Origin of the sequence: Planotetraspora sp. GP83, assembly GCF_041262585.1 — a bacterium.
Lineage (GTDB): Bacteria > Actinomycetota > Actinomycetes > Streptosporangiales > Streptosporangiaceae > JAOEGB01.
Map to the genome: position 1 here is coordinate 268,889 of NZ_JBGCBZ010000007.1, position 24,955 is coordinate 293,843.

11 protein-coding genes are annotated in these 24,955 nt (G+C 70.8%); 6 read left to right on the plus strand and 5 right to left on the minus strand.

Features of this window, described 5'->3' with window-relative positions; genetic code table 11:
* Window positions 1-2: 2 nt before the first annotated feature.
* Together ABH927_RS13055 and ABH927_RS13060 are read right to left on the minus strand one after the other, a co-directional pair.
* Window positions 3-8,741: a type I polyketide synthase gene (locus ABH927_RS13055; protein WP_370021232.1), complete on the minus strand. Its 8,739-nt coding sequence runs from the start codon at window positions 8,739-8,741 to the stop codon at window positions 3-5.
* 41 nt (window positions 8,742-8,782) lie between these two features.
* A complete protein-coding gene (locus ABH927_RS13060) occupies window positions 8,783-16,960 on the minus strand; it encodes a type I polyketide synthase (protein WP_370021234.1) in 8,178 nt (2,725 codons plus the stop codon).
* A 589-nt stretch (window positions 16,961-17,549) separates the two neighbouring features.
* Here ABH927_RS13060 and ABH927_RS13065 point away from each other — a divergent pair.
* Genes ABH927_RS13065 through ABH927_RS13075 form a run of 3 tightly spaced genes read left to right on the plus strand, consistent with a single transcriptional unit; the run spans window position 17,550 to window position 19,157 of the window.
* Complete coding sequence (locus ABH927_RS13065) at window positions 17,550-18,149, plus strand: sulfite oxidase-like oxidoreductase (protein ID WP_370021236.1); 600 nt, start codon at window positions 17,550-17,552, stop codon at window positions 18,147-18,149.
* The gene (locus ABH927_RS13070; RefSeq protein WP_370021238.1) at window positions 18,119-18,877 is read left to right on the plus strand and encodes a ferredoxin reductase; all 759 of its coding nucleotides are present in this window, start codon (window positions 18,119-18,121) and stop codon (window positions 18,875-18,877) included. Before ABH927_RS13065 ends, ABH927_RS13070 begins: the two co-directional genes overlap by 31 nt.
* Before the next feature lies 1 nt (window position 18,878).
* Window positions 18,879-19,157 carry a DUF6510 family protein gene (locus ABH927_RS13075; RefSeq protein WP_370021239.1) on the plus strand — a complete coding sequence of 93 codons (279 nt, stop codon included), beginning with the start codon at window positions 18,879-18,881 and terminating at the stop codon, window positions 19,155-19,157.
* A 41-nt stretch (window positions 19,158-19,198) separates the two neighbouring features.
* Here the strand turns inward: ABH927_RS13075 and ABH927_RS13080 are convergent, their stop codons facing one another.
* On the minus strand, window positions 19,199-19,675 hold the full coding sequence (locus ABH927_RS13080; protein WP_370021241.1) for a MarR family winged helix-turn-helix transcriptional regulator: 477 nt from the start codon (window positions 19,673-19,675) through the stop codon (window positions 19,199-19,201).
* Between the two features lie 112 nt (window positions 19,676-19,787).
* Here ABH927_RS13080 and ABH927_RS13085 point away from each other — a divergent pair, with 112 nt between their 5' ends.
* A complete protein-coding gene (locus ABH927_RS13085; protein ID WP_370021242.1) occupies window positions 19,788-20,075 on the plus strand; it encodes a hypothetical protein in 288 nt (95 codons plus the stop codon).
* A gap of 2 nt (window positions 20,076-20,077) precedes the next feature.
* Here the strand turns inward: ABH927_RS13085 and ABH927_RS13090 are convergent, their stop codons facing one another.
* Entirely contained in the window at window positions 20,078-20,557 is a 480-nt protein-coding gene (locus tag ABH927_RS13090) for a MarR family winged helix-turn-helix transcriptional regulator (protein ID WP_370021244.1), read from the minus strand.
* Between the two features lie 73 nt (window positions 20,558-20,630).
* Here ABH927_RS13090 and ABH927_RS13095 point away from each other — a divergent pair, with 73 nt between their 5' ends.
* Together ABH927_RS13095 and ABH927_RS13100 are read left to right on the plus strand one after the other, a co-directional pair.
* Window positions 20,631-20,813, plus strand: a complete 183-nt coding sequence (locus tag ABH927_RS13095) for a hypothetical protein (RefSeq protein WP_370021246.1) — start codon at window positions 20,631-20,633, stop codon at window positions 20,811-20,813.
* Between the two features lie 176 nt (window positions 20,814-20,989).
* Window positions 20,990-23,698, plus strand: a complete 2,709-nt coding sequence (locus tag ABH927_RS13100) for a glycoside hydrolase family 3 N-terminal domain-containing protein (protein WP_370021248.1) — start codon at window positions 20,990-20,992, stop codon at window positions 23,696-23,698.
* Window positions 23,699-23,761: 63 nt separating this feature from the next.
* On the opposite strand, the gene ABH927_RS13105 is transcribed toward ABH927_RS13100, so the two are convergent.
* Window positions 23,762-24,937, minus strand: coding sequence for an MFS transporter (locus ABH927_RS13105; RefSeq protein WP_370021250.1), 1,176 nt, complete (start codon window positions 24,935-24,937; stop codon window positions 23,762-23,764).
* Window positions 24,938-24,955 lie beyond the last annotated feature (18 nt).

Below are 24,955 nucleotides of genomic sequence, written 5' to 3' on the forward strand. Positions count from 1 at the left end.
GATCAGCCCCTGTCCAGGAGGTTGAAGAGATCGTCGTCGGTCGCGGAGTCGAGGTCGATCTCGTCGTCCTCAGGGTCGTCTCCGCCTGGAGCGGCGGCGTCCAAGCGCGCCACCAGGGCACGCAGCCGGGAAACAATCTCGGCCTGATCGCCGGGATCGGCGAACAGCGCCGCCTCCAGCCGCTGCAGCGTGGTCAGAGGGTCGGGCGGCTCGCCGGCGACAGAGCCGGCCACTGAGCCGTCTGCCGCGTCGGCCTCGGCGAGAGCCGAGACGATGTGGTCGGTCACGGCCGCGGGCGTCGGATGGTCGAAGATCAACGTGGCGGGGAGGGGCAACCCGGTGGCCGCCCGGAGCCGGTTGCGCAGATCGACCGCCGTCAGCGAGTCCAGGCCCAGCTCGCGGAACGCCCTCCCGACTCCCACGGCATCCAGGTCAGAGTGCCGTAGGACCGCTGCGACCTCCGTACGGACCAGGTCCAGTACGGCTTCGCGGCGTTCGGCGGAGCCGAGCCCGGCGAAGCGGCGTGCCGGCGATGGAGCGGGCGAAGCGCCGCCCGGGAGCGCCGTATCGTCCGTGCCGGCGGCCACCGTGGACGTGCGGGAGGCGTCAAGCCAGTAACGCGAGCGCTGGAACGCGTAGGTGGGCAGCTCGACGCGGCGGGGTTCGGTTCCCGCGAGCGCCACCGTCCAGTCAACGGACACGCCGCGGACGAACGCCTCCGCGAGCGAGACCAGGAACCGGTCCAGCCCGCCCTCGTCGCGGCGGAGGGTCCCGGTGACGAGCGCGGGGGGCCCGTCGCCCGCGGCCACGGCGTCGTCCAGGGTTTCGTTGATGCTCGCGGTCAGCACCGGATGAGGGCTGATCTCGATGAAGGCCCGGTGGCCCTGCTCGGAGAGCGCCCGGGTGGCCGCCTCGAACCGCACTGTCTGCCGCAGGTTGGCGTACCAGTACTCGGCGTCCAGCGCCGCGGTGCCGATCCAGTCACCGGTCACGGTGGACAGCATGGGCACGGTCCCCGCGCGGGGAGCGATCGGCGCAAGCGCCTTGATGAGATCGTCGTGGATGGCCTCCACCTGGGCGGAGTGCGAGGCGTAGTCGACGGGGATCCGCCGGTTGCGCACCCCGTCGGCCTCCAGCTCCGCCAGCAACTCCGCCAGGGCGTCCACCTGGCCGGACACGACCACGCTCGCGGGGCCGTTGACGACCGCCACGGAAAGGCGGTCACTCCACGGCGTGATTCTGGCCTGGGCCTCGGCCATGGGGAGGGAGACCGACGCCATGCCGCCGTCGCCGGACAGCGCGGTGATCGCACGGCTGCGCAACGCGACGACGCGGGCGCCGTCCCGCAGCGACAGCCCGCCGGCCACCACGGCGGCGGCGATCTCCCCCTGCGAGTGGCCGACCACCGCGTCCGGGCGGACCCCGTGCGCCCGCCACAGGTCGGCCAGTGACACCATGACGGCCCAGAGCAGGGGCTGGACCACATCCACCCGCTCAAGACCGGGCGCGCCGGGCGCGCCGCGGACCACGTCGAGCAGCGACCAGTCCGTGAACTCCGCCAGCGCGGCCGCGCACTCGGCGAGCCGCTCCGCGAAGACCGGAGCCGTGTCCATCAGCTCGGCGGCCATCCCCAGCCACTGCCCGCCCTGGCCGGGGAAGACGAACACGACCTTGCCGTCGGCGTCGGCCGTACCACGCACCACGTGGTCGGGCAGCGCGCCGTCGCCTGCGAGCGCGCGCAGGCCGGACACGAGCCCGGCGCGATCCGCGCCGACCACCACGGCACGCTCCGCGAAGAGCCCCCGGGTCGTGACGAGCGAATGCGCGACGTCGACCGGATCAAGCTCGGCGCGGCCCTCGACGAGTGTGGCGAGGCTGACGGCCTGGCCGCGCAACCCCGCGGGCACGTGGCCGGACAGCACCCACGGCAGGGCCGGCGGCGCGGTGGCCGGGCTCCGCGATGGCTCTTCGAGCTCCGGCGGCTGCTCCAGGATCACGTGGGCGTTGGTGCCGCTGACCCCGAAGGACGACACAGCGGCACGCTTCGGCCTGCCGGTCTCCGGCCACGGGCGGGCATCGGTGAGCAGCCGGACCGCCCCCGCGGACCAGTCCACGTGCGGGGTCGGCTCGTCCACGTGCAGTGTCTTCGGCAGTACGGCGTGGCGCATCGCCATCACCATCTTGATGACGCCCGCCCCTCCGGCGGCGGCCTGCGTGTGCGCGATGTTCGACTTCAGCGATCCGAGCCACACCGGCTGGTCGTCTGGCCGGTCCCGGCCATAGGTCGCCAGCAGCGCCTGGGCCTCGATGGGGTCGCCGAGGGTGGTGCCGGTGCCGTGGCCCTCCACGGCGTCGACCTCGGCGGAGGTGAGCCCCGCGTTGGCCAGCGCCTGGCGGATCACCCGCTGCTGTGACGGCCCGCTGGGCGCGGTCAGCCCGTTCGACGCGCCGTCCTGGTTGACCGCCGATCCGCGGACTATCGCCAGCACCGGATGGCCGTTCCGGCGCGCGTCCGACAGCCGCTCCAGGAGGAGCAGGCTGACGCCCTCCCCCCAGCCGGTGCCGTCCGCCGCCGCCGAGAACGCCTTGCAGCGCCCGTCCACCGACAGCGCCCGCTGGCGCGAGAACTCCACGAACGTGGTGGGCGTGGACATCACCGCGACCCCGCCCGCCAGCGCCAGGTCCGACTCCCCGGTGCGCAGCGACTGCGCGGCCAGGTGCAGCGCCACCAGCGACGACGAACACGCCGTGTCGACCGTGACCGCGGGCCCCTCGAAGCCGAAGGTGTAGGCGATGCGCCCGGTCGCGATGCTACCCGCGCTGCCGTTTCCGAGATAGCCCTCCAGGTCTCCGGGGACCTCCCGCAGACGGGGGGCGTAATCGTGGTACATCATCCCGGCGAAGACGCCGGTACGGCTCCCGCGCAGCGACAGCGGATCGATGCCGGCCCGCTCGAACGTCTCCCAGGCCACCTCCAGCAGCAGCCGCTGCTGTGGGTCGGTGGCTATCGCCTCACGCGGCGAGATGCCGAAGAACGCGGGGTCGAAGTCGGCGATGTCCCTGAGGAACCCGCCGTGGCGGGTGTAGGACTTCCCCACGCGGTCGGGGTCCGGATCGTACAGCTCGTCGATGTCCCAACCTCGGTCGGCCGGGAACTCCGACACGGCCTCACCCGCAGCGTCCACCAGCCGCCAGAGCGCCTCGGGTGACTCGATCCCACCGGGGAGCCGGCACGCCATCCCGACGATCACGATCGGGTCGTCGGCGGCGGAGCCCGGTGCCGCCGTCTCGGCGGTGACGGGCGCGGCTTCCGCCCGGTCGCCGGTCAGCTCGCGTCCCAGCAGGTCGGCGATCGCCTGAGGGGTGGGGTGGTCGAAGGTGAGGGTGGCGGGGAGGCGGAGCCCGGTGGCGGTGTTGAGGCGGTTGCGGAGTTCCACGGCGGTGAGCGAGTCGAGGCCCAGTTCGACGAGAGGACGATCGATCGGGATGGCGTCAGGACGGGGGTGGCCGAGCACGGCGCCGATTTCCGCGCGCGTGACGTCGAGCAGGAAAGCGCCGCGCTGGTCCTGGTCAAGCCCTGTGAGCTGGGTTGTGAGGGCCGGTGATAGGCCGTTGAGGGCACGTGCGGCGGGGCGCCGCGCCGGGATGAGCCCGCGCAGGAGCGGCGGTCGCGACTCCGTGGCGGCGATGGCGAACCGGGCCGGCACCAGCAGAGGCTGAGGGTCGGAAAAGACGGCGGTGTCGAAGAGGGCGAGTGCGTCGGGGGTGGTGAGGGGGCGTAGGCCGGTGCGGGCGATGCGGGCGTGGTCTGCGGTGCTGAGGTGGGTGGTGATTCCGGTGGCTTGGTCCCAGAGTCCCCAGGCGAGGGTGGTGGCGGGTTGGTGGTTGGCGGTGCGGTGGGTGGCGAGGGCGTCGAGGTAGGTGTTGGCGGCGGCGTAGTTGGCTTGTCCGGCTCCGCCGAGGAGTCCGGAGATGGAGGAGAAGCAGATGAAGGCGGTGAGGTTGTGGTTGGTGGTGAGGTGGTGGAGGTTCCAGGCGCCGTCGATTTTGGGGGCGAGGACGGTGTGGAGTCGTTCGGGGGTGAGGTTGGTGATGGGGGTGTCGTCGGTGGTTCCGGCGGTGTGGATGACGGCGGTGAGGGGGTGGTCGGGGGGGATGGTGGCGAGGGTTTCGGTGAGGGCGTGGTGGTCGGTGACGTCGCAGGTGGCGATGGTGATGTGGGCGCCGAGTTCGGTGAGTTCGGTGTGGAGTTCGTGTGCGCCGGGGGTGTGGGGGCCGCGTCGGCTGGTGAGGAGGAGGTGGCGGATGCCGTGGGTGGTGACGAGGTGGCGGGCGAGGGTGCTGCCGAGTCCGCCGGTGCCGCCGGTGATCAGCACCGTCCCGTCCGGATCCCACTGCCGAGGGTTGATATTCGTGGTGGAGGCGCGGGCCAGACGCGGGATGAGAGCACGTCCCTCGCGGAGGGCGAATTGCGGTTCGTCTGCGGTGAGGGCCGTGGAGACGGCTGCGGGTAGCGCTGCGAGGGAGGCGGTGGTCTCGTCCCAGTCGGCGAGCAGGATGCGGCCGGGTTGTTCGGTTTGGGCTGATCGTACGAGGCCCCAGACGGGGGCGGTGGTGAGGTCGGGGGTGTCGTCCTCTGCTGCGGCGACGGCGTCGCGGGTGAGCACCAGGAGGTGCGCGGTGGCCCATCGGTCGTCGGCCGGCCATTGTCGCAGGGCGGCCAGGACCTGCTCGGTGTTGTCGTGTGCGCCGCGCACGAGGTCGGTCTGGCCCGTCACCGGAAGGACGACCAGAGCGGGGAGGGGCTCCCCGGCGTCGACGGCCGCGGCGAGTCCGGCCAGATCGGGGAACACCGAGGTCTCGACCCCGGCGTCGCCGAGCCCGTGATCGTCCCGGCCGAGGACCGCCCATGCTCCACGGCTGGGGGCGGCCAGAGCCACGGCGTCCCACTGCAGCCGGAACAGCGCATCGTTATGGGCCGGCCGGGCGGGCCGAAGCTGCTCGGCGGAGACCGGCCGCGCCTGCAACGAGTCGATTGAGATGACGGGCCTGCCGGTGGCGTCCGCGGCGTGCAAGGTCAGCGAGTCCGGGCCGGACAGCACCGCGCGGACGCGCAGGGCCGTCGCGCCCGAGGCGTGCAGTCGCACGCCGCTCCAGGCGAACGGCAGGAGGGTACGGCCGGCTTCCCCGTCCTCGAGCCAACTCAGGGCGGCGGCGTGCAGGGCCGCGTCGAGCAGGGCCGGATGCAGCCCGTACGGCTCCACGCCGGTCTGCTCTTCCTCTATTAGAGAGTCGGGCAGCGCGACCTCGGCGAAGACCTCGTCACCACGTCGCCAGGCTGCGCGCAGGCCCTGGAACACCGGCCCGTACTCCAGGCCGACATCGTGGAACCGGTCGTAGGCGTCGGACAGGTTCAGGGGCTCGGCACCTCGCGGCGGCCACACCCCCAGCTCCCCCCCACCCCGCGCCGTGATCATGCACACATTCCCGCGGTCACATGCTGAGCTGGGGCTATGTCCTCCGTGATCATGCGCGGAGCGCGTATCGGAGGTGTCCTCCAGTGCTGTGAGCACTCCGGTGGCGTGCCGGGTCCACTCGGTGGTGGCGTTGCCGGGGCGGGAGTAGATGTCGACGGTGTGCCGGTCGGCGTCGGTGGTGGTGACGATGACTTGGAGGTCGACGTCGTCGTGGTGGTGGAGGACCAGGGGGGTCTGGAGGATGAGTTCGTCGACCGTGGTGTGGCGGGTGTGGTTTGTGGTGTGGTCGGCGGCGTGGATGGCGAGGTCGATGAAGGCGGTGCCGGGGACGATGACGGTGTCGAAGACGGTGTGGTCGGCGAGCCAGGGGTGGGTGGCGAGGGAGAGTTTGCCGGTGAGGACGGTGCCGTCGCCGTCGGCGAGGGTGACGGCGGCGCCCAGCAGCGGATGGTCCGCCATGCCCAGTCCGAGCCCCGACGGGTCCGTGGCGGCTGAGGCCGATCCCTCTATCCAGAGCCGTTCGTGCTGGAAGGCGTAGGTGGGCAGGTCGACGGTGGTGGGGGTGCTGTCGGTGTAGAGGGCCGCCCAGTTGACGGGGGTGCCTCGGGTGTGGAGGTGGGCGGCGGCGGTGAGAGCGGTGGCGACTTCGGGCCGGTCACGCCGGAGCACCGGGATGGCGGTGATGTCCTCCTCGGCTTCCAGCGTTTCGCGGACGAGTGCGCTGAGGACCCCGTCCGGCCCGATCTCCAGAAACGCGCTCAGCCCTTCACCGGGGGCGGGCCCTTCGCGCATCTGGCGGATGGCGTCGTGGAAGCGGATGGGGTGGCGGAGGTGGTGGGTCCAGTAGTCGGGAGAGGTGAGTTGTTCGGTGGTGGCGGGTTGTCCGGTGTGGTCGGAGATGAAGTCGATGGTGGGTGGGTGGAAGGTGATTTGGGTGAGGGCGGTGTGGAAGCTGTCGAGGATGGGGTCCATGTGGTGGGAGTGGAAGGCATGGCTGACGGTCAGGTTGCGGGTCTTGCGGCCCTGGGCGCGGAAGGCGTCGGTCAGGGCGTGGACGGCGGGGGCGTCGCCGGAGATGACCACTGAGGTGGGGGTGTTGAGGGCGGCGATGGTCACGCCGTCGGTGAGGGCGGTGGTGATCTCGTCTTCGGTGGCCTGGATGGCGGCCATGGCTCCGCCGCCGGGCAGGGTCTGCATCAGGCGGCCGCGGGCGGCCACCAGGGCGGTGGCGTCGGTGGCGTCGAGAACGCCGGCGATGTGGGCGGCGGCGAGGGCGCCGATGGAGTGGCCGGCCACGGCGGCGGGGGTGATGCCCCACGATTGGAGCAGCCGGGCCAGGGCGACCTCGACGGCGAACAGACCGGCCTGGGTGTAAACCGTCTGGTTGAGCAGTCCGGGTTCGGCCTCGCCGAAGACGACGTCTTTGAGGGGGGCGGGGACATGGCCGGCCAGGTGGTGGTCCAGGAGTTCGGTGAGGGTGTCGAAGGTGTGGGCGAAGACAGGGAAGGTGTGGTGCAGGTCGCGCCCCATGCCGATGCGCTGGCTGCCTTGGCCGGTGAACAGGAACGCCACTCCGGGGTTCCCGCCGGCCGAGCCCGTCACGACACCAGTCGCCCCGGGTGCCGCTGTGGTGGCGAGGGTTCGGGTGGCGTTGGTCAGGTCGTGGTGGGTTTCGGCGATGATGACGGCGCGGTGTTCGAAGTGGGTGCGGGTGGTGGCGAGGGAGTATCCGACGTCGACGGGGTTGAGGGTGGGGTGGGTGTCGAGGTGGGCGGCGAGGCGTTGGGCTTGGGCGTGTAGTGCGGCGGGGGTGCGGCCGGAGATCACCCAGGGGACGACCGGCAGCCGGTGTTCGGTCTCCCGCTCGGGCACCGGCACGGGGTCGGGTGCTTGTTCGATGATGATGTGGGCGTTGGTGCCGCTGACGCCGAAGGCGGAGATGGCGGCTCTGCGGGGGCGGTTGAGGTTGGGCCAGGGCTGGGTTTCGGTGAGGAGTTGGAGGGTGCCGGCCGACCAGTCGACGTGGGGGGTGGGTTCGTCTACGTGGAGGGTTTTGGGGAGGGTGCCGTGGCGGATGGCCTGGACCATTTTGATGATTCCGGCGACTCCGGCGGCGGCTTGGGCGTGGCCGATGTTGGATTTCAGTGAGCCGAGCCGGAGGGGGTGGTCGGTGGGTCGGCCTTGTCCGTAGGTGGCGAGCAGGGCTTGGGCTTCGATGGGGTCGCCGAGGGTGGTGCCGGTGCCGTGGGCTTCGACGGTGTCGATGTCGGCTGGGGTGAGGGCGGCGTTGTCGAGGGCTTGGCGGATGACGCGTTGCTGGGATGGGCCGTTGGGGGCGGTGAGGCCGTTGGAGGCGCCGTCTTGGTTGACGGCTGAGCCGCGGATCACGGCGAGCACGCGATGTCCGTGCCGTCGCGCGTCGGAGAGCCGTTCTACCAGGAGCAGTCCGACGCCTTCGGCCCAGCCGGTGCCGTCGGCGGCGGCGGCGAAGGCTTTGCACCGCCCGTCCGGAGCAAGCCCCCGCTGCCGCGAGAACTCCACGAAAGTGCCCGGCGATGCCATAACGGTCACACCACCCGCCAAGGCGAGGTCGGACTCTCCCGACCGGAGTGACCGTACGGCCAGGTGCAGCGCCACCAGCGACGACGAGCAGGCGGTGTCCACGGTCACCGCGGGCCCCTCAAACCCGAACGAGTAAGAGATCCTCCCCGACAGGACGCTGGCCGCCGTTCCGGTGATCAGGTATCCCTCGATCTCCTCAGGTGTCCGGCCGAGGCTGTTCGCGTAGTCCTGGCCGTTGGTTCCGGCGAACACGCCGGTGCGGCTTCCCTTCAGCGAGCGCGGGTCGATGCCGGCTCGTTCGAAGGTTTCCCAGGCGACCTCCAGGAGTAGGCGTTGCTGGGGGTCGCTGGCGAGTGCTTCGCGGCGGGAGATGCCGAAGAAGTCGGCGTCGAAGTCGCCGGGGTTGTCGAGGAATCCGCCGTGGCGGGTGTAGGTGGTGCCGGGGCGGTCGGGGTCGGGGTCGTACAGGTCGTCGGTGTTCCAGCCGCGGTCGGTGGGGAACTCGGCGATGGCGTCTTTGCCGGAGGAGACCAGGTCCCACAGGTCCTCGGGGGAGGCCACGCCGCCGGGCAGCCGGCAGCCCATCCCCACGATCGCGATCGGCTCTCGTTGTTCCTCTCGTACATCCCGTAATTCTTCGCGCGTCTTGTGCAGTTCCTCGGTCACACGCCGGAGGAGATGCCGGATCTGGTCGTCACTCACAGGGGTCTGCCTCCAGGGCACAGGCTGGGCAAGGGAGAGGCTCAGGAGATGCCGAGTTCGTTGCTGATGAAGCTGATGAGCTCGTCGTCGGAGGCCGAGGACAGGTCTCCGGACGCCGGATGACCGCCCGGCACGCCGTCGGGCACCGCCTCACCGGGCGGCGGCGTGTCCACGAGCCGCCGCAACCGCGCTGTCGCGGCGTCCCGGTCCAGGCGAGACACCGAAGCGACGGAGAGCAGGCTCTCAAGTTCCTCGATCTTGGTCAGCATCGCGGCGAGCGGGGGTTCCGGCTCAGGCACCAGTACGGCATGCAGGTGGTCGACGAGCTCCGCGGGAGTCGGGTAGTCGAAGATGAGAGAGCTGGGCAGTGCCGTACCCGTGAGCCGGCTGAGGCGGTTCCGCAGCTCGACCGCGGACAGAGAGCTGAATCCCTGGTCGCGGAAGCCGCGCTGGTCGTCCACATCCGCCGCCGAGCTGTGCCCGAGCACGGCGGCGATCTCGGTGCGGACGACCCTGCGAACCGTCTGCCGCCTTTCCGCGTCGGGCAGTGTGGACAGCCGCCGCACCAGTTCCGGGCCGTCGTCGCCCCCCGCCTCCGAGGCGGCAACGGGGACGCTGACGGCGGCTTCACGGGCCTCGGGCAGCTCGGCGAGCAGGGGGTGGGGCCGGGTCGCGAGTACGGCGGTCCAGTCGGCCCTGCTGACGACGAGCCGGGTCTCCCCGTGATCGAGCGCCTCCTCCAGCGCGGTGACCGCGAGGTCCGGGTCCATCGGCCGTAACCCGCTGCGCCGCAACTGCTGCTTGGCTCCGTCGCCGGCGATGCCGTCGCCGTCCCACTGGCCCCACGCGATCGATGTGGCGGGCAGGCCGATGGAGCGGCGGTGCTCGGCGAACGCGTCCAGGAAGGCGTTGCCCGGCGCGTAGTTGCCCTGCCCCGCGGTGCCGATCGTCCCGGCGATCGACGAGAACAGGACGAACGCGGAGAGGTCCAGGTCGCGGGTCAGCTCGTGCAGGTTCAGCGCCCCGCCGACCTTGACCCGCTGTGCCCGGTGCATCCGCTCGGCGGTCAGCGAGTCGAGCAGGGAGTCGTCCAGGACCGCCGCGGTGTGGATCACCGCGTTGAGCGGGTGTTCGGGAGGGATGGCGGCGAGTACGGCGGCGAGCGCGTCCCGGTCGGACACGTCGCAGGCGGCGATGGTGACCCGCGCGCCGAGGCCGGTGAGCTCGGCCTCCAGCTCCGCGGCGCCCGGAGCGTCGAGCCCCCGGCGGCCGATGAGCAGCAGGTGCCGGACGCCGCGCCGAGCCAGGCGGCGTGCGACATGCCCACCGAGGGCACCCGTACCACCAGTGATCAGTACGGTCCCGGACGATGCCCACGGTGCCGGTACGGCGGAGCCGTCGAGGAGGGGCGCGGGCACCAGCCGGCGCGCCAGAAGCCCGGAGGCGCGGACGGCCAGCTCGGACTCGCCGTGAGCTCCGGCCAACGCGGTGACGGCGTGTGCGGCGGCTCGGGCGTCCGGCCTCGCGGGCAGGTCGAGCAGGCCGCCCCATCCCTCAGGCCTCTCGGCTGCCACCACGCCACCGAGGCCCCACGCCAGCGCGCGGGCGGGATGGCTCAACTCATCGGACGGCGTCGCCGAGACCGTTCCGCTGGTCGCGATCCAGAGCCGCCCGGAGATCCCGGCGACGCCGAGGGCCTGGATCAGGGCCACCTCGGCGGCGTTTCCTCCGGACACTGCCGGATGCGCCGCGTGCGGGGTGTCATCGAACGAGACAAGGGACAGCACCCCTGTGACCGGCTCGTCATGGGAGACGGAGCCCAGCGCCTCGATGAGCGCGTCCCGGTCGGCCGTCCCGGCATCGATCACGATGGACGCCACCTCGGCGCCCCGCTCCTCGAAGGCATGGACGAGGACCTCGGCCCATTCCGCTGCCTCACTGTGGGCGGGACGGACCAGCAACCAGCGCCCGGAGAGGCGGGCCGGCGTCTCCGCGGTGACGGGCCGCCACGCCAGCCGGTACCGCCAGGAGTCGATGGTCGATCGAGTGCTCCGCGCGGCGTGCCAGGACGCGAGCGCCGGCAGGACCGCGCCGAGCGACTCCCGCACCCGCTCGTCGTCGGCTCCCAGCGTTTCGACCAGGGAATCGAGGTCGCCGCGGCTGACCGTGTCCCAGAAGCGGGCGTGCGCCTGGTCACCTTCGCCGTTCCCAGCCGCGGCGGCGGCGTTGGGTTTGGGATGGTCGAGCCAGTGCCTCCGCTGCTGGAAGGCGTAGGTGGGGAGGTCGACGGTGGTGGGGGTGCTGTCGGTGTAGATGGCCGCCCAGTTGACGGGGGTGCCTCGGGTGTGGAGGTGGGCGGCGGCGGTGAGAGCGGTGGTGGTTTCGGGCCGGTCGCGGCGGAGGGCGGCGATGGCGGCGATGTCGGGGTCAGGAAGCGTCTCTTGGACGAGCGCGGTGAGTACGGCGTCTGGTCCGATTTCGAGGTAGTTGGCGATGCCGTGGTTGTGCGCGGTCTGTAGGGCGTCGTGGAAGCGGATGGGGTGGCGGAGGTGGTGGGTCCAGTAGTCGGGGGAGGTGAGTTGTTCGGTGGTGGCGGGTTGTCCGGTGTGGTCGGAGATGAAGTCGATGGTGGGTGGGTGGAAGGTGATTTGGGTGAGGGCGGTGTGGAAGGCGTTGAGGATGGGGTCCATTCGGTGGGAGTGGAAGGCGTGGCTGACGGGGAGTTGGCGGGTTTTGCGGCCTTGGTCGCGGAAGTGTTGGGCGACGTGTTGGACGGGGGCGGTGTCGCCGGAGATGACGGTGCTGGTGGGGGTGTTGATGGCGGCGATGGTGACGCCGGGGATGAGGGCTTGGGTGGTTTCTTGTTCGGTGGCTTGGATGGCGATCATGGTGCCGCCGGTGGGGAGGGTTGACATGAGGTGGGCGCGGGTGGCGATGAGGATGGTGGCGTTGTGGAGGTCGAGGATGCCGGCGATGTGGGCGGCGGCGAGGGCGCCGGCGGAGTGTCCCGTGACGGTGGTGGGGGTGATGCCCCAGGATTCGAGGAGGCGGTAGAGGGAGACTTGGAGGGCGAACAGGGCGGGTTGGGTGTAGACGGTGTGGTCGATGAGGTGGGGGTCGGCGGTGCCGAAGATGACGTCGGCCACTCGTGCGGGGGTGGGCCCGTTGTGGAGTCGGCGTAGTTGGTGGTCGAGGTGGTCGGTGATCGTGTCGAAGGTGTGGGCGTAGAGGGGGAAGGTGTCGTAGAGCTGTCGTCCCATCCCGGTCCGTTGGCTGCCTTGTCCGGTGAACAGGAACGCCACTGCGGGGTTCCCGCCGGCCGAGCCCGTCACGACACCAGTCGCCCCGGGTGCCGCTGTGGTGGCGAGGGTTCGGGTGGCGTTGGTCAGGTCGTCGCGGGTTTCGGCGATGATGACGGCGCGGTGTTCGAAGTGGGTGCGGGTGGTGGCCAGGGAGTATCCGACGTCCACGGGGTTGAGGGTGGGGTGGGTGTCGAGGTGGACGGCGAGGCGTTGGGCTTGGGCGTGTAGTGCGGCGGGGGAGCGGCCGGAGATCACCCAGGGGATGACCGGCAGCCGGTGTCCCGGCCCGGCTTGCGGTTGTTGTTCCGCTTCCCGCTCCCGTGCCGCTTCCGTGTCCCGCGAGGACTGTTCCGCGTCCTGCCGTTGTCCGGGTGTGGGTTCGGTGTGGGGCCGGGGCTCGGGTTCTGGTGGTGCTTGCTCCACGATGACATGGGCGTTGGTGCCGCTGATCCCGAAGGACGACACGCCGGCACGCCGTACAGAACCGGTCTGAGGCCAGGGAGTGTTGTCGGCCAGCAGCGAGATCGCGCCGTTGGACCACTCGATGTGCCGCGACGGCTCCTCCACGTGCAGCGTTTTGGGCAGGACCCCGTGGTGGATGGCCTGCACCATTTTGATGACTCCGGCTACCCCGGCGGCGGCCTGGGCGTGGCCGATGTTGGACTTCAGCGATCCCAGCCATAGAGGATGGCCGGCGGGCCGGCCTTGTCCGTAGGTGGCGAGCAGGGCCTGGGCCTCGATCGGGTCGCCCAGTGTGGTGCCGGTGCCGTGGGCCTCGACCGTGTCCACGTCGGCACCGCTCAGCGCGGCGTCCTCCAGCGCCTGCCGGATCACCCGCTGCTGTGAGAGCCCGTTGGGAGCGGTGAGGCCGTTGGACGCGCCGTCCTGGTTGACCGCCGAGCCGCGAATCACCGCCAGCACCCGATGCCCATGCCGCCGCGCGTCCGACAGCCGCTCCACCAGAAGCAGTCCGACGCCTTCGGCCCATCCCGTGCCATTGGCCGCCGCCCCGAACGCCTTGCACCGCCCGTCCGGAGCGAGCCCACCCTGCCGGGAGAACTCCGTGAACATCCCGGGGGTGGACATCACCGTGACCCCGCCCGCCAGAGCCAGATCCGACTCGCCCGACCGGAGCGACCGTACGGCCAGATGCAGTGCCACCAGCGACGACGAGCACGCCGTGTCGACGGTGACCGCGGGACCCTCCAACCCGAAGATGTAGGCGATCCGCCCGGACGCGACGCTCGTCAGCGTTCCGGTCAGCGCGTAACCCTCGGCTCCTTCGGCGGTCTCGTGCAGCCGCGGGCCGTAGTCCTGCGGCATCATGCCGACGAAGACTCCCGTCCGGCTGCCCTTCAGCGACTCCGGCACGATCCCGGCCCGCTCGAAGGTCTCCCACGCCACCTCCAGCAGCAACCGCTGCTGCGGGTCCATCGCGGCGGCCTCGCGAGGGCCGATGCCGAAGAACTCCGCGTCGAACCGGTCGGCGTCGTGCAGGAACCCGCCCTCCCGTGTGGTGGACGTGCCGGGCCGTACGGCATCGGGGTCGTACAGTCCTTCCACATCCCATCCCCGGTTGGCCGGGAAGACGCTGATCGCATCCGTCCCGCCCAGCACGAGCTGCCAGAGCTTCTCGGGGGTGTCGGCCCCTCCCGGCCACCTACCGGCCATCGCGACCAGCGCGATCGGCTCGTTCTCAGGCGCCGCCCCGGTGTGTGCGACCGCCGTGGCGGTGGGCTCAGCCGTACGGCCGGCCGACGTGGCCCGCAGATGCCGCGCGAGTGCGATCGGCGTGGGGTGATCGAAGGTGACGGTCGGAGACACCGGAAGCCCGGTCGAGGCGGACAGGGTGTCGCGTAACTCCACCACGCCGAGCGAATCCAGTCCCAAATCCTTGAACGTACGGTCGGACGCCACGGACGCCGCGTCGGCGTGTCCGAGGACTCCAGCGGTGGCGGAGACCACCAGGTCCAGCACCACCTTTTCCTGCGCCTCGCCGGTCAACCCGGAGATCCGAGCGGCCAGCGCGTTATCCGGTTCGAGCGCCTTGCCGGGATCCAGCGCTCCGCCGGTCTCATGCGCGCCGGTCTCGTTCTGGCCGGTCTCGTTCTGGGCGATTCCGTGTCCGGCGGTTCCCTGCGTGGCGATGTCCGGCCGGGCTGTGATTCCCGGTGTGGTTGCCGGTGTGGTTGCCGGACTGCCGAGCCAGTGGCGGCTGCGTTGGAAGGCATAGGTCGGCAGGGGGACGCGCCGCGCGCCCGGCCGTACGGCTCGCCTCCAATCGACCGGGGACCCGTGCACGTGGAGCTGGGCGAGTGCCCGGAGGAATTGGCCGAGATCGCCGTTGTCGCGCCGCAGCGTTCCCGCGACCACGGCGTCGCGTGCGGCGGGGATGTCCGGGGCGGCGCTTTCGAGGATCTGCCGGAGCCCCACGACGAGGATCGGGTGCGGGCTCGTTTCGACGAAGACGTTGTGGCCGTCGTTCAGCGCGGCGTGGACCGCGCGGTCGAATTCGACAGTCTGGCGGAGGTTTCGATACCAGTAACCGGCGTCGAGCTCAGAGGTGTCGAGCAGTCCACCCGTGACGCTGGAGTAGAACGCGGTGCCGGTGCTCCGCGGGAGGTACCTCGGAAGGCGCTCCAGCAACTGCTCCCGCACCGCCTCCACATGGGGAGAGTGCGAGGCGTAGTCGATCCTCACCCGGCGCGCGGACACGTCCTCGGCCAGGTATCCGGCCACCAGCTCGTCAATCGCGTCCGCGTCGCCGGACACCACGGTGGCCGACGGGCCGTTGACCGCGCCGATGTTCAGGCGTCCGGTCCAGCGGGTGAGCCGGGTGCGCACCTGAGCCACAGGCAGGGGGATCGAGGCCATCCCGCCGCGTCCCGAGATCGCGGCGATCGCCTGGCTGCGGAGCACCACGATGGCGGCGGCGTCCTCCAGGGACAGCGCCCCGGCGACGTGGGCGGCGGCGATCTCGCCCTGGGAATGTCCTATCACGGCGTCGGGGCGGATGCCGTACGACTCCCAGAGCCGCGCGAGCGCGACCATGACCGCGAACAACGCCGGCTGGACGACGTCGACCCGGTCCAGCGAGGGTGCTCCCGGAAGGCTCCACAGCACGTCGACCGGCGACCAGCCGGTGTGGGGCTCCAGGGCGTCCGCGACGGCTCTCAAGTGCCCGGCGAACAGTGGCGAGGCTTCGGCCAGGTCCCGCCCCATGCCCAGCCACTGGCCGCCCTGGCCGGGGAAGACGAACACCGTGCCCCCGACGTCCCGCATCGCGCCGTGAACCACTCCGGGAACGTGGTCTCCCACGCTGAACGCCAGGAGTTGATCCCGGAGTTCGCGGCGGTCCGTGCCCACAAGGACGGCTCGATGTTCCAGCGTGGACCGCGTGGTGGCGAGGGAGAAGGCGACGTCGGACAGGTCCCCGTCGAGGGCCGCCGAGCCGTACAGCCTGCCGGCCTGCTCGCGCAGCGCGGCGGCGGTCCGGGCGGAGAGAACCAAGGGCACAGTGGGCGGGGTCTCAGGAGCGGTCGCCGGCGCCTCATCCGTGTCGCCGGCTGTGTCATCGGAGCCGTCTGCCGGGACTTCGGTGAGGCCGTCGGCGACCGGTGGCTCGCTGAGCACGACGTGGCAGTTCACGCCGCCGACCCCGAAGGAGCTGACCCCGGCGACGAGCGTGGCGTCCGGGCGCGGCCATGGCCGCAGCTCGTCCGCCACCTTCAGGTTGAGGGCCGCGAAGTCGATCTGAGGGTTCGGCGTCTCGAAGTTCAGGCTGGGTGGGACCTCGCGATGGCGGATGCTCAGGACGGTCTTGAGCAGCCCGACGATGCCGGCGGCTCCCTCCAGATGGCCGACGTTGGTCTTGGCCGACCCGACGATCAGGGGCTGCTCCGCCGGCCGGGCGGTGCCGAGGGCCGCACCCAGCGCGGCGGCCTCGATCGGGTCGCCGACCTTCGTCCCCGTGCCGTGCGACTCGACGACCTGTACGGCGGCGCGTTCGACGCCGGCACGGCGCACGGCCAGCCGTATGACCTCTTCCTGCGCGGCGGCATTGGGTACCGTGAGTCCGCTCGTCGCCCCGTCGTTGTTGACCGCGCTGCCGGTGATGACGGCGTACACGTTGTCGCCGTCGGCGAGCGCCCTCGACAGCGGCTTGAGCACGACGACTCCGCCGCCCTCACCCCGGACGTAGCCGTTCGCGCGGGCGTCGAAGGTGAAGCAGCGCCCGTCCGGCGACAGCCCGCCGAACCTGCCGGCGGTCACCGTGCTCTCCGGCGCCAGGTTGAGATTGACCCCTCCGGCCAGCGCCACGGCCGACTCGCCCGATCGCAGGCTCTCGCAGGCCAGGTGCACCGCCACGAGCGCGGACGACTGGGCGGTGTCCACCGTCAGGCTCGGGCCGCGCAGGCCGAGACAGTAGGAGATCCGGTTCGCCAGGATTCCGCGGTTCAGCCCCGCGAGCGAGTGCCGGCTGATGGCGTCGTCGCCGTGCCGGTAGACCAGAGTGGCGTAGTCGGAGGACATGGCCCCGAGGAACACCCCCGCGTGGACGCCCGCCAGGTCTCCCGGTGGGAGCATGGCGTCTTCCAGCGCCTCCCATGCCAACTCCAGGACAAGCCGCTGCTGGGGATCCATGGCCGCGGCCTCGCGGGGAGAGACTCCGAAGAAGCCCGCGTCGAACTCGTCGACCTGCTCCAGGAACCCGCCACGGTGACCCGCCAGTCTCGGCTCCGCGCGCAGCCGTCTCTCCGACGGCTCACCGATCGCGTCGCGCCCGGAGCGCAGGAGTTCCCAGAGATCCTCCGGAGTCGGCGCGCCGGGCAGCCGGCAGGCGAGCCCGACCACCGCGATGGCACCCTCGCCCGCACCGCGCCGCCGGATGGGTTCCGCCGTTCCGTCTCCAGCCATACTCAATATCCGCCTCTTGTCGTGCTCTTGTCGCGCCTCATGCGCTTCACTGCCCGCTTTCTCACACACGGCTTCTCACACACGGCTTCTCGCATGGTGCATGGGTCGGCGTCGCGTATTCGCCGCCGACGGCGCGCCGCAAACGAGTCATGCGTGTTCGTGAATGCGGACGGAATCGCACCACCGCCCGCGCTCCCTCGGTTCATCGCCGTCAGGGGACGCTACCCCGCAGGTAGCAGCGATGTGATTCGGATGAAACATATATTTAATAAGGCATTCCTCACATCGTTGACGGTCGCATGAATTTCCCGGCGAAGTCAACAGTGACGTGGATCACCGAGCCTTCCGGCGCCATTCATAAGGATTTCTTTCCGTCTTTCATCAAGGAAATTAATCGGAGAGCCGGCGAGAGGCGACTCTTTAATGTCCCCGAAGAGGCGATCCGGCGAAAGAGGCGGCTCCGGGCCGCGGACGCGCGTCGGCGTCACAGGACCCCGGTGGTCCCGCGCCGTCCGCCGTCTGGTGATATGTGCTACGTGGAGGTTCGGTCACTAGGATCACCACAATTCGCCCAGCAGAGGAGGAACCAATGGGGATCATCTCCCGTGGTTTCCATGGCCGGTCACGTGACGGGGACGTGAAGCTGCCGCCCGGCCAGTATCTGACCCATGACTTCCCGGTCCTCTCGGCCGGGCCGACGCCGAGGGTGCCGCTGGAGCGGTGGGAGTTCACCGTCACGACCGAGGCCGGGCAGGTCCATCGCTGGTCGTGGCAGGACCTCGTGGCGCTGCCGAGCGTCACGCCCACGGTCGACCTGCACTGCGTCACCAAGTGGTCCAAGCTCGGCACCAACTGGCAGGGCGTCTCCTTGGACGTGTTGCTGGCCGATGTCGAGACCGCCGCGGACTACGCGCTCGTGCACTCGTACGGCGGCTACACCACGAACCTCCCGCTGGAGGACCTGCTCGACGGGCAGGCGTGGATCGCCTACCGCTACGACGGTGAGGACCTCACGCCTGAACACGGCGGCCCCGCCCGGCTGCTCGTCCCGCACCTCTACCTCTGGAAGTCCGCCAAGTGGGTGCGCGGCATCCAGTTGCTGCTGGAGGACGAACCGGGCTTCTGGGAGACGGCCGGCTACCACAACTACGGTGACCCGTGGCGCGAGCAGAGATACCAGGGCGACTGAGCGGCCGCCGGCTGGGCTGGCAGGCCGCCCGGCTGACCGAGGTCCGCCAAGAGACGTCCACGGCCCGCACCCTGGTCTTCCAACTGCCCGACTGGCCCGGCCACCTGCCCGGCCAGCACATCGACGTGCGACTGACCGCCGAGGACGGCTACAGCACCCAGCGCAGCTACTCTCTGGCGGCCCCCGCCGACGGCGACCGGATCGAGCTGACCGTGCAGGACGTCCCCGGCGGGGAGGTCTCGCCGTACCTCACGGAGGTGCTGGAGGTCGGCGACGAGGTGGAGATCCGCGGGCCGGTGGGCGGCTGGTTCGTGTGGCGTCCCACCGGCACGGCCCCGGTGCTGCTGGTGGCCGGAGGCTCGGGTCTGGTCCCGCTGATGGCCATGATCCGCGCCCGCCGTGAGGCAGGCAGCCGCACGCCCTTCCGGCTGCTCTACTCGGTGCGCGAACCCGCACAGCGCCTCTACGCCGAGGAGTTGCGCCGCCCCCTGCCGGGGCTCGACGTCGCCTACCTCTTCACGCGGACGGCCCCCGACGGCTGGTCCCGCCCGCCGGGACGGCTCGGCGTGGCCGACCTCAACACCCACGGCTGGCCCGCGCAGTTCGAGCCCGACTGCTTCGTCTGCGGGCCGACCGGGTTCGTGGAGACGGCCGCCGACATCCTGGTCGCCCTCGGTCACGATCCGCGCCGGATCAAGACCGAACGCTTCGGCCCCACGGGAGGCTGACATGACCGAACGAGACGACGCCTACAGGGACGGCAACTCCCTGGCCGGGCCGCTCAGCGAGATCTTCGCCGTCGATGTCACCGCGGCAGGCGGCCACTGCGCGCACTGCGGGCTGACCGGCCCGGTCGCGACCATGCGGGTGTACGGCTCGGCCGAGGCCATGGTCGGCCGCTGCCCCGGATGTGAAGAGGTGATGATGCGCCTGGTCCGCGGCCCCGACGCCGCCTGGCTGGACCTGCGCGGCACGGTGACCCTGCGGATCCCCCTCCCGCCGGACTGACCGGACGCGCTGACCGGACGCGCTGACCGCCCGGCGCGGGCTCACGCCTGCGCCGGGGGAAGCCGTTCCCGCCAGGTGTGCTGGTGCAGGGAGACCTGCTGGAAGACCCGCTTGAAGTGGGCGTAGGCCTCCTCGCCCACGGCTCCCGCGTGGCGCCGCTCGATGGCGGCCATGATGGCGTCGGACCGGGTCATCTGATCGAGGCCGCGCGCGGTGGGCACGATCAGCTTGGCGCGGCGGTCCTGGGGGTCGGGCACGCGCTGCACGTAACCGAGTTCCACGAGTTCGTCCACCAGTGTGCCGATGACCTGTTTGTGCTGGCCCGACTGTGCCGCCAGGTCGGTCGCACGACTGCCCTCCGCGTCGAGGTAGGCGAGGACCGCCCCGTGCCGGGGGCGGAGCCGGGGATGGCCCTGCTCGGCGAGAGTCTCGAACAGCTCCTTCTGGAGGGAGAACAGCACCCGGCTGCTCAGGATGCCGAGGTCGGGAGCGTTCTCCTTGCGTTCACTGCGCCGCACGGCTCGTGTCTCCGGCAAAGTAGTCACCAATCTTGACCATCAATATTGCTTACTATATCGTCGTCGTCGCCACCTGATCATTCAGCAGGAGACGTGCCAGAAGGAGACGGCTGTGGCAACGACGGTGGAACTTACGCGGTTCCGGGTGGCGCCGCGGCGCACGGAGGCGCTGCTCGACGCGCGCCCGGCGATGCTGGCGGACTTCCGGGCCGACCGCGAGGGATTCCTCGGCGCCCGGCTGGTCCGGCTGGGCGCGGACGAATGGCTGGACATCGTCGACTGGCGCGCGCCCGAGGACCTCGCGGCCTCCCGCGCCAAGGGCGGGAACCTCCCGGGCATCCGGACCTTCTTCGCCGCCATAGACGAGCTGATCAGCTCTGAGGAGGGCCAGGAGTCCTAGGCTCAGCCGGAGGCGGCGGTCGCGTGGTTGGCGGCGGCGATCACGCGCATGAGGGACTCGTGCAGGTCCTGAAGTTCGTCGAGGCCCATGCCGAGCCGTTCGACGATGGCCGGGGGGATCTTCACGGCCTCGGCCCGCAAGTCCTCGCCCGCGGGCGTGAGGGTTACGGCCAGGGCGCGCTCGTCGTTGCTGTCCCGCTCGCGGCGGATCAGCCCGCCGGCTTCAAGACGCTTGAGCAGCGGTGACAGCGTGCCGGGATCGAGTTGAAGCATGCGGCTGAGCTCCTTGACCGACAGCGGCGCGTGCTCCCAGAGCGCCAGCATGACCAGGTACTGCGGGTGCGTGAGACCCATGGGCTCCAGCAGCGGCCGGTAGACCGCGATGACCCCGCGCGAGGCGACTGCCAGGGCGAAGCACACCTGCCGCTCCAGAGAGAGCGGATCCGGCATCGGAAGACCGCGCACCACGGCAGACTCGCTCATCGCACCCCTTTTAATCACCTATTATGTGTACACCAACTATTGGTACACAAACTACTGGATTGTGGAGAGTGCGATGGCCCGCCGGAAGTCACTGGAAGAGCGGATCGCCGAGCGTCAGGCGCGGCGCCCCCCGCTTGAAGAAGGGAAGACGTTCGAGCACGGGCCCGCGAAGTATCTCTTCATCGTGCTGATCTCGATCATCGTTCTGGGCCACTTCATCGGCCTCTTCGTCCTCATGGGCCTGGGCATCCACTGACTGTTGGGGAGGGCGCCTCCTGGGAACGCTCTCCGGACGCGGCGAAGCAACCGGCAGGCGAAGCGGAGAGCGCTCTTTCAGGTGGTTGACCAAGTGGCCGTCGCGGAGTCAAGATCGGCGCAATGCGGTCGTGGCGCTGCCCCCGGCCGTTGCCGCGCCTCGAGAACGGACTCGCCATGCCACGACCGTTGGCCCGTTTACGCGCTCGCCACAACTCATTCGCCGCGCTGGCGGCCATCGCTCTCCTGGCCGGGGGCGTGGCCGGGATCCCGAGCGCGGGCGCCGACACCACGAAAGGAACCCACCAACCTGTGATCGGGATGCCCGCCCTGGACGACGACGGCTGCGCTCGCATCGAGAAGAAGCTCCCCACGCTCTCCGACTGGCCCAAGGTCGAGAGCCGGATCAAGCGGAACCCCGCCGACGAGAAACGGGTGGCGAAGATCCTCGCCGGCATGACGCTGGCCGAGAAGGTCGGCCAGATGACCCAGCCGGAGATCAACTCCATAACCCCCGACGAAGTCAGGCAGTACGGCATCGGTTCCGTGCTCAACGGCGGCGGCTCGTGGCCCGGCCGGGACAAGCACGCCTCCCCGAAGGCATGGCTCGACCTCGCCGACGCGTACTGGGAGGCGTCCGTCGGCACGCGGACGAAGATCCCCGTCATCTGGGGCATCGACGCCGTTCACGGCAACAACAACATCTACGGCGCGACGATCTTCCCGCACAACATCGGCCTCGGAGCCGCCCACGACCCCTGCCTGATCCGTGACATCGGGTCGGCGACCGCCGCCCAGATCCGCGCCACCGGTCAGGACTGGGCCTTCGCGCCCACGCTGGCCGTGGTCAGGGACGACCGGTGGGGCCGCACGTACGAGGGCTACTCGGAGGACCCCCGCATCACCCGGGCCTACGGTTACGAGGCCGTCAGGGGCCTGCAGGGCGGCCACCCACGCCGCATCGGCGACCACGGCGTGATCGCGACCGCGAAGCACTTCATGGGCGACGGCGGCACGCTGAAGGGGCAGGACCAGGGCGTCAACCCCTCGTCCGAGGCCGAGATGATCAACATCCACGGCCAGGGCTACTACGGCGCGCTCGCGGCCGGGGCCCAGACCGTGATGGCGTCGTTCAACAGCTGGACCAACGCCGACCTCGGCATCACCGAGGGCAAGCTGCACGGCAGCAGGCACGCCCTCACCGAGATCCTCAAGCAGAAGATGGGCTTCGACGGCGTCGTCGTCTCCGACTGGAACGGCGTCGGCCAGGTCGCCGGATGCACCAACTCGAGCTGCGCCCGGGCGATCAACGCCGGCATCGACGTCGTGATGGTGCCGCAGGACTGGAAGGCGTTCATCGCCAACACCATCGCCCAGGTCGAGGCGGGCGAGATCCCGCTGTCGCGCATCGACGACGCGGTGACCCGCATCCTGCGGGTGAAGCTGCGGGCCGGCGTGTTCGACGCCCCCAAGCCGTCGGCGCGCGCCCTGGCCGGGTCGGCGGAGGCGCTCCAGGCGAGAAGGCTCGCCCGCAGGGCCGTCCGCGAGTCGCAGGTCCTGCTGAAGAACAACGGCAAGGTGCTACCCCTGTCGCCGAAGGCCAAGGTGCTCGTCGTCGGCAAGAGCGCGGACAGCCTGCAGAACCAGACCGGCGGCTGGAGCCTCACCTGGCAGGGCACCGGCAACACCAACGCCGACTTCCCGAACGGCACGACCATCCTGGGCGGTCTCCGGGAGGTCCTCGGCGACGCCAACGTCACCTTCAGCGAGACGGGTGACGGCGTCGACCCCGGGGCGTACGACGCGGTCATCGCCGTGATCGGCGAGACGCCGTACGCCGAGGGAGTCGGCGACCTCGGGCGGCGCACCCTGGAAGCGGCCAAGCTCTACCCCGGCGACCTTGCCGTCCTCGACAAGGTCCGCGGCAAGGGCGCACCCGTGATCACGGTCTACGTCACCGGCCGCCCGCTGTGGGTCAACAAGGAGCTCAACCGCTCCGACGCGTTCGTCGTCGCCTGGCTTCCCGGCACCGAGGGCGGCGGCGTGGCGGACCTGCTCGTCCGCGATTCACGCCAGGGCTCACACGAGGGCACACACCAGGGCACACACCAGGGCACACACCAGGGCTACACCGGGAAGCTGTCGTACTCCTGGCCGAAGACCGCGTGCCAGACGCCGCTCAACGCGGGCACCGAGGGCTACGACCCGCTCTTCCCGCTCGGGTACGGCCTGCGTTACGGGGAGTCCGGCTCGGTCGGGACGCTCGACGAGACCTCACCCGAGCTCGGCTGCGGCGGCACGGGCGGCGGCGGCACCGCGACCGAGGACCTGGAGCTCTACAACCGGACGGACGTCCCGCCCTACAAGAGCTACATCGGCTCCGCCGAGAACTGGGGCGGCACCGAGATCGGCGTCGACGGCCAGGCGGCGCACTCCGAGATCAACGTGGTGCAGTCCGACGTCAACGTGCAGCAGGACGGGCTCAAGGCCACCTGGACCGGCAGCGGACCGGCGCAGATCTACCTGCAGAACCCGGCGGGCGGCACCGACCTGCGCGGCTACCCCAACGCCGACAGCGCCCTCGTCTTCGACACCATCGTCCACCAGCCCCCGGCGGCGAGGACGGTGATCAGCGTCCACTGCGTCTACCCGTGCTTCTCCGAGGTGGTGGCGACCTCGCTGTTCCAGAAGCTTCCGGTCGGCGTCAAGGCGACGGTCAAGATCCCGATCGCGTGCTTCGCCGCCGGAGGCCTCGACCTGGAGAACGTCAACACACCGTTCCTCGTCTACACCGACGGGGCGTTCTCCGCGTCGTTCGCCAATGTCCGGTGGGTGCCCAAGGCAGCCAAGGACGCCGACGCCCAGAGCTGCGCCGGCCTGACATAGCCGACCTGACATAGCCGGCTTGACATAGCGGGCGTGACATGGCGGGCGTGACACAGCCCGGCGTCACAGCGCGGTGGCCGACTCCCGCTCGCTCGGGGCCGGCCGCCGCGCCAGCGACCCGGCTCCGAGCACCATCGCCGCCATGAGCGCGGTGACGACGGCGAACGAGACGGGCAGGCTGGTCGCGTTGGCGATGCCACCGATCGCGCTCGGGGCGACGAACCCGGAGGTGTAGCTGATCGTCGCCACCCCGGCCACGCCCTCGCCCGGCGTCGGGGCGGCGTTGCCCGCCGCGGTGAACACGAGGGGGACGACCACCGCGATGCCGAGGCCGATGAGCATGAATCCGGTGATGGCCGGCAGGGGAGTGCGGGCCGTCACGACGAGCAACCCGCCCAGCGCGGCCAGTGCGCCGCTGACCCGCACGGCCCAAACGGCGCCGATCCGGCGCACCACCATGTCCCCGCAGAGCCGCCCGGCGGCCATGGTGAACGCGAACGCGGTGAAGCTGACCGCCGCCACACCGGGAGAGGTCCCCGTGACCTGCTTCAAGTAGACGGCGCACCAGTCCTGGCTGGCGGACTCGCCGAAGACCCCGCAGAAGCCGACCAGCCCCATGACGAGCACGCTCCGGGAGGGCAGCACGAACCTCGGCGGCGCCGCCTCGTCCGCCGCCGCCCGGACGTCCAGCAGAAGAGGGCCGACGCCGAGGCCGATCGCCAGCAGCGCCGCCGCCATGACCGCAAGGTGGACGCGGGCGTCCACATCGGCGTGTGCGGCGAGGGAGCCGACCGCCCCGCCCGCGAGGGCGCCGACGCTCCACATCCCGTGCAGCCCCGACATGATCGAGCGGCCGAGCCGCTGCTCGACCACCACCCCCTGAGCGTTCATGGCGACGTCGCACATGCCGGCCACGGCCCCGTACACCACAAGGATCCCGAACAGCGAGGGAAGGTTCGGCGCGAGCGCGGGGCAGGCCAGCATGAGCGACCACAGAGCGATGAGCCACCGGGTCGCCGTCCGGCCACCGAACCGGTGGATGACGCGCCCGGCCATGGGCATCGCCACGAGCGAGCCGACCGCCGGAGCCAGCAGCGCCAGCCCCAGCTCTCCGGGCCCGGCGTGCAGATGGTCCTGAATCCAGGGAATGCGGGTGGCGAAGCTGCCGGTGACCGCCCCGTGCACCGCGAACGTCACCGCTACGGCCACCCGGGCCCGTCTCAACCCCCGTTGATCCACCACGCCACGCTAACAGAA